This is a genomic window from Endozoicomonas sp. SESOKO1 (assembly GCF_024606265.1).
Classification (GTDB): domain Bacteria; phylum Pseudomonadota; class Gammaproteobacteria; order Pseudomonadales; family Endozoicomonadaceae; genus Endozoicomonas.
Map to the genome: position 1 here is coordinate 1 of NZ_JAHHPP010000015.1, position 9,187 is coordinate 9,187.

A 9,187-nucleotide genomic window follows, 5' to 3' on the forward strand; every position below is an offset into this window, starting at 1 on the left:
AGCAGCGGATTGAAAATCCGCGTGTCGGTGGTTCGATTCCGCCCCTAGGCACCATAAAGTAGATAAATAGTAGATAAAGGCCCTGAAGCACTCTTTGCTCCGGGGCCTTTTTCGTTGAACAGTGGTATTATACGACGAAGTGTTTTTAGGTTTGGGTGGTTGCAGGCGCCGCTTCAACTTAGCCAGCACATATCGGATAGAATCTATTCCCGGTCAGTCTTCAGGTTATCCTCCGGCACATAACCTTCAGCGGCATCAATATCTTCGCCGGAGAAATATTTATCCATTTGTTCCATAAGATATTTCCGGGCTTCAGGTGTCAACAGGTTCAGGTGCTTTTCATTGATCAGGCGGGTCTGGTGAGCCTGCCATTCAGTCCAGGCTTCCCGGGAAACGTTTTCGAAGATCCACTGACCTTTTGGGCCGGGTAGTGGGGGAACCATCAGGCCTTCCGCTTCTTTTTTCAGTTTGACGCATTGAATCATTCTGGCCATTGTTATCTCACTGTTTCAGTTGCTGTGGATTGGGATTTTGCATTGAGAGCATCTTAACGATAAAGCTGCCGGATAAACATTCATTCCCTTCAGGAAGAGCAGCTGATTTCCAGTTTTTTGCCCCATTCAGGCGGCTTTTGGGCATAGTGTTCAAAGTCCGGGTGCTCATCGTAGGGAGAAACCAGCACATTCATCAGGTTGTCAATTTCCCGGTAGTCCCCTCTTTCTGCCTGTTCGATCGCCTGTTGTGCCAGATAGTTTCTGAGAATAAATTTCGGGTTCACCTGTTTCATGCGTTTCTGGCGGTTCTGATCATCCAGAGGATTTCTCCTGAGCCTTTCCCTGTATTTATCCAGCCAGGGGGCAAGTGAAGCGTGGTTAACCAGCGGCTCTAATTGCTTTTCAAGCTGTTCCAAAGGCTGATTTGTGGAAAAGTGGCTGAGGGTTCGGAAGAATAGGGTGTAATCACTGCGACTGTCGTGCAATAGCTGAAGCAGATCGCGAACCAGTTCTGCATCTTCCTCTTTATCTTCTCCTATGACCAGTCCCAGCTTGTCGAGCATCAAACGGGTGTAGGTTTGGGTGTAGATTTGAGGGTATTGGTCCAGCGCTTTCTGGATTAACTCAACATCATCAAACAGGGGAACCAGCGCCTGGCCAAGCCTGCCACAGTTCCAGTAGCCGATGTCGGGTTGCTGGCTGAATGCGTAGCGACCGGAGTGATCAGAGTGGTTGCAGATGTAGTGCCAGTTAAAATCGTCCATAAAACCATAGGGACCATAATCAAACGTATCCCCGATAATGCTCATATTGTCGGTATTCATCACGCCGTGGGCAAAACCTGCAGCCTGCCACCGGGCGATTAAGGTTGCTGTACGACGAACGACTTCTGAATAAAACAGCTGATACCCTCTGTCACTGCCAGCCATTGCTGTCATCCCTTCAAGGTCATGAAAGTGTTGTTCAATGGTGTAATCCGCCAGTGTTTTCAGGGCTTCATAGCGCTGCTTTTCGCCCTGGGCAGAGTAAAAGAAATATTCAAAGTGACCAAAGCGGATATGGCTTTTTGCCAGTCTGAGCAATGTCGAGCCCGCTTCCCTGTTTTCCCGATAAACCGGCGTATCGCTGGTCACCACGCACAACGCGCGGGTGGTCGGGATGCCCAGATGGTGGAGCGCTTCCGAGGCAAGATATTCCCGGATACAGGAGCGGAGAACGGCTCTGCCATCACCAAATCGGGAGTAAGGGGTTTGCCCGGCACCTTTCAGGTGCAGGTCCCATTTTTCTCCCCGGGTATTGACCAGTTCTCCCAGTAACAACCCCCTGCCATCACCCAGCCGCGGGTTATAGGCACCAAACTGATGGCCAGAATAGACCATGGCGAGCGGTTCTGAACCAGGCCATGCACGGTTCCCGGAACCGATCAGCGTCAGTGTTTCCCGGGTGCCCGGGGTGTCTTCAAGGCCAAGCAAATGGCCGGCTGATGCGCTGTAGGCAACCAGTCTCGGGTTCTCCAGAGGTGTTGGGTCCAGCCTTGTGTAAAAGTAGTCCGGCAAGCGTGAATAGGTATTGTTGAAATGTCCGCCATCAAGGTTATTCATCCTTGTGGTGCTCCCGAATGATTGACCGGCGATCAGTTTACCCTGTAATGGTGGGCTATACATTTGTTCTTGTGACTGGACTAATATTGAACTTTTGGCCAGTTTTTCTGTCGAAAAGTATAAATTCTATTTCAATAATAAAAAGGATTCCCTATGAATTCAGTGGAACTGAGCCCTTTGAACGCCCTGTCATACTGTTGGAATAAGCACGATGACAGTTTCATCCTCGCTCGTGCGCTGAGGGCCATTGCCGGGGCGGTGAAAGCGACTTTTTCCAAATACACCGTGACATTGCATGATGCCGTGGCGGTGATGGCCCACAACCCCAATGCCTGGTTTGTAGAACCCCTGAGCCGTGCGTTGGCTGAATACAAGGTATCCCATGCGCCGGACACTTCCCGACAAACGCCAACAGCAGGCAGCTCTCCCCCATTGACCCAACCACTGGTGAATTCACCATTCTCATTCTCCTTAAAAGAAACGGATACAACCCGGGTCCGATTTATAGACGGATTCCAGACAACAGCAGATGTGAAGGACGCTTATACAGAGATGAGGAGGTTCGCTGGGGAATCGTGGGTTGCAAACGCCAGGTTAAAATGCAGGCAAGTGAATAAAGATGCTGTAGATGACATCGCATTTCATAATAAAAATCACTACGCTATATCGAAATTCCTGGTAACTGTTACCCACCCTGATCATGGTGGGCTCTCGATTGAAGAAGTGCTTCATGTGATGGATAAAAGTACTCGCCAGCACAAGCTGGTGCGTATTGGTTCGTTCAGTGAAACGACAGACGGATCAACAACCGGAGGGGCCGGTTTCCCCGGATATTCAGATGATAGCTCAAACAAGGCGGGCTGTTATTTACAAGAACTCCAGGTTAAAAACAACGTTGGTAACCTTTATCAACCCTATAAGGATACCAAGTTTGGTTTAGGCAGCCCTATTGCTGCTAATGCAAATGTAGGCAGTCTTTGGAGTTGTGGCTTTGATGCACTGAGGTTGGGGCTTTATCAGGCCACCGGCTACAAGTTTTCTTTTCAGGTCCTGGTCGCTTATTTAGAAGAGATGATCAGCACCAGAGATAATGCAGACGATTTGAGACGGTTTCTGTCTATCGGCAAGTATTCCATGCACGATATTGTAATGGAACTGATGTTTGCCAACGTCAATAAATCACCCGGCTACCCGTATTTTCTGAAGGAAAGGGAGTCTCGTGGTGAGCAAGATCTCCCGACAGTCAGAAGAAACGTAGATGGTTTCAAAATATGTGAGCGTCAGGAGATTTTGGAAACCACAGACTGGGGCTACTCATCAACGGCCATACTTGGCCAGCCTGATCACGCTTTTGGTCTCTATCGAAACCAGAAGACAGACGGCACTTTCGAATATACGGTCTATGACCCACACAATTTTGGCAACAGTCCGGACTTTTACACATCACCCAATGGTCAGGGGCGATGCAGCTTTGCATCCGCCGAAGCGGCCATTAACCATGTAACAACAACGAAAGGTGGGCACAATGGCAAGCTTGATGCCTTCTACAGGGTACCTGATTCCGCAATGTGCTTCCTGCGGGACAGAATGATGGAAACAAAAGGTCGGCTGGAGGCTAAAGGAGAAGGTTTCTAGAAGTTATAGCGAGCCCTGGCAAAAAATCCATCGACTTTAAAACTATCTGCCCAATGATATGAGTAATTGAAGGTGATGGTTGTATTGTCCTGAATGTCCATATATATGCTTGCATCAAATTGATAGCGATTAGCTTCTCTTTGTGCACCATTGATCAGGAAGTTTTCACCACCTGCGGCAAAGTGTGCAGTGATGGCAATCGGATCTTTCTTGAAATCGTGAAAGCCCATCAGGCCAAGCTCAGGCTTGATGAGCATAGTGTCGGTATTGATCTCTCCAATCAACTTCAGGCCAGCACCCAGCTCCATGATGTCATATTTGCCATTATTGACCTGATCGTAAGATAAGTATGTCTGGGCAGGATCTCTGGCTGACTCGGTATAATCGTCAGTTTTGATGGTGTAATAATTAAAGGCTACCCGGGGCTGCCAGCTCCACTCATAACCGAGAGAGTGTGTGTAGCCTGCTGTCATGCCTATCCCCCAGCTCCGGGTATCGTATTTGGCATCATGCAGATTATCACCAACGAAGCGCTGTCCCTTATTCTTGCCAAAGGAGTAACTCATTCGACCATCAAAGAAAAAGTTGTCTTCCATGGATGAAGAGTAAAGGCTGAAAATATTAGTATCCGTATCAATTTTGTTTCTTAAGCCATCTTTGCCTTCTACCTTTCCTTTTGCGTAGGTGTAGGCAATGCCTGCGTCTATATTCTGATCTTCTTCAAGAGGGCTGTCTGCACCGATGGAGAAGCCATTGGTTCTGGCATGATAACCCGGAACATTGTCCTTGATATCCTGTGTTGCCTTACTGTAAGCGTATTGAATCCAGGCAGCGCCAGCAGAGAAGATATCTCCGGTGTTGATGCCGGTTCGTTTGCCGGACACTCTGTCATCAAGGGTTTTGCCGACGGCTTTCAGAGCAAGATTGGCATTGTGAACAGCATGAGGCGAGATGGCAGGGGCAAGCTCTGCGGTTTTGGTGTTGTCCCGGCCGGGTTTTACATTGTTTACAACATACCGCGTTAATTTTGCACTGTGACTGTTGGCCCCGTCGGGGTGTTCGGCTTCTTTTTTGTCGGAAGGTTTCGTGGCTGCCAGCATCATGGGTCGAAACCGCTCCGGAACCTGATTTGCCCGGTGGTCAGCCTGACTGGTGCCGATCAGCAGCATTCTCTTTGGGTTATCTGGATCAACGATGGCGTCAAAGTGAACATACAGCTCATTGTCAGCATCTACATTAACTGGCCGGTTAATACTGGAATCCTCTGCTTCCATCAAAAGGTATTGTTTGCCGATTGCCGGATCCTTAATGATAACGCTGTCAAAAACAAAGTCGGCAGCAGGACCCACGTTGATATTTTTGGCACCCACCACTGGGGCTTGCTGTATTGCTTCACCCGTTAATGGTTCAAACCTTGCCGCACCAGGGTCTCGTTCTGTCAGCACCAGGCGACCATCCTGTTGGTAGTTGCCATCAATACTAAGTTCAGATGGAATAGTGACGGCTGCTCCCTGACGAATATGGAATGTCGGTGAAGATTCAGTCACTTCCGTACGACTGCTGTCTGGTGAGCTGGCAACAATAGCCATACGATCTGCCATGAAATGGAGATTACCATTAACCCCAACCAGCCCATTGGACTGAAGCAGGCTTCCTTCATAACGGTTTGTACCGTTAAAGGTAATAGTATCAATGTCAGATAACTGATCTGTCACTGTCGTATTGTTGGCAACAAATTGATCATGTTTATCCTGGGTGCCTTTGATTGAGCCAATCGTGCCACCGGTTTGCTCTATGGTGAATGATGGGCGGCTCTGTAACGGTACCAGGCTGACCTCACCGAGCATTCCCCTGGAATTGACATATACTCTTTCATTGTCGTCAGTAAAGTGGGTTGCCAGTACGCCCTGACCTTCTGGCACCTTGTCAGAGAGGAGAATTCTGGCGGCACTGGCTTCTTCATGGATGTTGATGTTCCCGGGATTGGTTAACTGAATGCTGTGCCAGTCAGAGCCGACAATATCGATATTGGCAAATCCTGAAGCTGAGTTGAGTCGGCCATTCACCAGGGCCAGAGTGTCCTGTTTATCCTGCCGACCGATGACCTGATCGGTATTGCCGCCCTGTTGCCTGAAATACAGGGAAGGACGCTGGGTATCCGCCGAAAAATCGAGTACTTTCAGCTCTCCCCGGTGATCAGGAAATTCATCGGTACCCGTCTCACCAAGGTTGGTGACGACAAATGCCTTGTGCTTGTCATAGGGATAATCGTCTGAAAAATAGAGACGGAGTGACTGCTTTTTCGCTGCATCCTGGTCATCGGACGGTGTTCCATCAGCAACAATGAGGTCGGCGGTCCCATCGGGCGCAATAGTCAGTGTTTCGGGGTTATTAACCAGCCCCCGACTGTTCCAGCCGGCACCGTGAATCCAGATGTTTTTCACCGAATCAATATCACCAATAGTGGCTCCATTATTGATATTGACCTGCTGTACCTGGGGGACAGGCTGGTTGCTTTTAATGGTCAAAGAGCGGTCTGGTGATGTCTGTATATTCAGTGTTGCAGAGTTATCCGGTCGATCTGCTGTGGGTAGGCTCTGGGTACTGTCAGAAACATTAACTACAGAAACCGGCGCATCAGCGACTAAATCAACAGCACGGATCCAGTCTTCTGATACAAAATCAGAGGTCGGTATATACAGTAGCCCTACAGCCGGTGTTTCACCTTTAAGTCTGGCGCCTTCCATTAGCTGCAGGTGATCAATGCTTTTGCTGAATAGACTGACTGGCCTGCTTTCTGGCGTACTGAGTACCAAGTTGTTCCCGGGGGGGAGAGGTTGTGGGTCGCTACCAACCTGCACATATTCAAACCCGGTGTCCGGCGCGTAGACACCATCGGCATTAATAATCCTGCCCAGCTCCAGAGCATTGTTGTCGCCGGGCAGAATGCTGACGACACCACCCTGCAACGACAGATCGCCAAGGCTGGCCTGATCATGTACTTCCAGCAGGCTGAGTGTTCCACCTTCTGTAACGTTAACCGGCAGCCTCTGTCCGTTAGCTGTTTTTACCTGCAAGGTCAGATCATTCTCTGTCCTGTGAGGGGGCTCCTGTGAGCCATAAACCTGCAACAATTTCAGAATGCCATTCTTATCAATAAACACTTCCCTGGTGTTACTGAGCATTCCATGAACACCCCAGTCATTACCGGCAATGGTAACTGAACGGAGGCTGTCAATATCGTCCTTAATGTGACCGCCGTGAATAACCAACTGATCATCTTTTTCAGGGTTGCCAGTCAGGGTACCTATTTCACCATTAAGAATCTCAAAGCGCATGTTGGGACGTTCTTTAATGCTGAAATTAAGCCCCGGAGTCACGATGTCGGTTATTAACGTTGCGTTTTCCGGTTGTCTGACTGAATACGGCATCAGCGTTGCTGCCGGTGCCTCATGACTTTTCTCTGCCTTTTCCTGCTCAAGATGGTCAGCGTTGACGGCATAAATACTTCCGATGGGCAGGGTGCTGGTCAGTTTCAAAGACTCAATATCTGCGGGAAGCTCAGCCGGTGCTGCCACTCCATGAAGATTCAGGCAGGAAAAACCATTTTTCAGCGCTGAACTTGACACTGTCTGAACGGTTTTTGGGGAACCTCCCTTAACGGTCAGCTCGTCATTTCTGGTTTTGTTTCCCCGGAGGTTTACCGGTGTGTCACTGTTGTGAATATAGTTAAGGTCCGGACGTTGACTGCCACTGGACGCATCAATCCCATCAATATTGCCGTTATTGGTGATTCTGATGGGGATGCCGGAGGCAATATCACTGAAAAGAAGCCCCAGGTTCCCTTCGGTCTGTGCCGGGGAGGTTCCCAGTGTTATCCCTTGCACATGTGCTGATGGTGAAACCTCAATATGCCTGACATCACGAACGGGTCCGTATGCGTGGAAAGGCTGGTCAGCGGAAGCCGTTACCATCAGTTTCTCCGGGGCGATCAGTTGGCCAAACCGGGCTCCATTGGCGATGGTGACTTCTGCTTTCCCTCCTGATCCATCGAATTCCGGGATCGGTTGCCCCGTGCTGATGTCCGATTCTGAAGGAGTTGCGACAACCAGCGTATTGTTCTTTTCTATTGGTCGGTTGTCTGGTGATGAGTGCGCCAACTCTCTGAGGATAATTGACGTTTGTTCAAACGTCGGTGTGTCTTTATCTCCAGCGGATTCAGTGACCAGATATTTTACGCCACGAACCGGCATTTTTACCTGCCAGTCGCCATCGGTTTGAACCCTGATTCGATGCACATCTCCAATGATGTAGATGAGTTCAAAATCCCTGACTTCACCATTGACTGAAATCTTCCGGTTGATGTCCCCGGTGATGTTTTCTGCCGGATTGATACGCAGGATATCCATCGGGCTGTCACCTATCAGGTTTCCCTGCAGAGTTCCGCCACGAAGTTCAATCAGGTTCATATCATTACCGGATCCTTCAAGAAGCACGGCGGCGTGCTTTCCCTCTATGTAGCTACCGGGAGTGAGGATGGCGATATTAACAGGCCCTGTTCCACGGATAGCGACATCATCACTGATGACGGTTCCTGAATTCTTGAGTCCACCTTTATGAAGATGAATGCCAGTGGCGCCATCAATTGCGGTTATGGTGCCTGTGTTGGCGATAAGGCCGGCGCCGACATCCGGATTCTCCGGGTCATTGGATTGTGCCCTGGCTCCCGTTGAATGCAAACCCGATATCTGAATGCTGCCATGATTTTTGATCAGGCCACTGTTGTATGCCAGCAGCCCTGTTCCCTGACCCTTAATTGAGCCATGAGTATCATTGATGGCACCTGCTTTGTAGTTATTGCTGTGTTCATCCCAGTCTTTACCGGTTCCAAACCACTCGATGTTCTGTCCATCACTGACCATTCCTGTGCCTTCGGGGTGGTTCAGAAAAATGATGCCGTGATTGGTGACTGTCGTTTGACTACCCTTACCGTCAGGGCTGGTTGTCGCCCGAATACCTGTTCCCCTGGCATTGACGTTGATAATGCCACTGTTCAGGATGGTTCCATCCTCAGCCTCCATTCCCGTCATCCCCTGTGTTGAGATGTAGATAATGCCGGGATCTATATTGATCGCTGAAGCATTGGATACAGTTTCAGAACCTTCAGTTTCAATTCCAGCATAACTATTTTGGATTACTGTTGAGACTACTGAAGAAATGGCAATTACCAGTATTTTTTTATGGATTGTCTCAATGTTGAAACCAATCATTATTCAGGTTCCTCAGGCCCTAAACTTCTACACCTGATGTACAAAATAACCCCAGAGTTATTTTGCACTCTGAGGTTATTTGTTGGGATAAAATCGTCGGGTGTATGGCAGTCAGACCAATGGATATTTGAAATACAGATAGTATGGAAGAGGGTTTTTCATACAAAATATTGTTTCAGTTTAAAAA

At 48.9% G+C, this 9,187-nt stretch carries 4 protein-coding genes; 1 reads left to right on the forward strand and 3 read right to left on the reverse strand.

The window, feature by feature from the left end:
- Positions 1–203 precede the first annotated feature (203 nt).
- Positions 204–494 carry an oxidative damage protection protein gene (locus KDK13_RS00970; RefSeq protein WP_257282866.1) on the reverse strand — a complete coding sequence of 97 codons (291 nt, stop codon included), beginning with the start codon at positions 492–494 and terminating at the stop codon, positions 204–206.
- A gap of 89 nt (positions 495–583) precedes the next feature.
- Complete coding sequence (locus KDK13_RS00975) at positions 584–2,095, reverse strand: YdiU family protein (RefSeq protein ID WP_257282868.1); 1,512 nt, start codon at positions 2,093–2,095, stop codon at positions 584–586.
- 153 nt (positions 2,096–2,248) lie between these two features.
- Here KDK13_RS00975 and KDK13_RS00980 point away from each other — a divergent pair, with 153 nt between their 5' ends.
- Positions 2,249–3,730 carry a hypothetical protein gene (locus tag KDK13_RS00980; protein ID WP_257282870.1) on the forward strand — a complete coding sequence of 494 codons (1,482 nt, stop codon included), beginning with the start codon at positions 2,249–2,251 and terminating at the stop codon, positions 3,728–3,730.
- On the opposite strand, the gene KDK13_RS00985 is transcribed toward KDK13_RS00980, so the two are convergent.
- Positions 3,727–9,000, reverse strand: coding sequence for an autotransporter outer membrane beta-barrel domain-containing protein (locus tag KDK13_RS00985; RefSeq protein ID WP_257282871.1), 5,274 nt, complete (start codon positions 8,998–9,000; stop codon positions 3,727–3,729). The genes KDK13_RS00980 and KDK13_RS00985 overlap by 4 nt on opposite strands.
- Positions 9,001–9,187 lie beyond the last annotated feature (187 nt).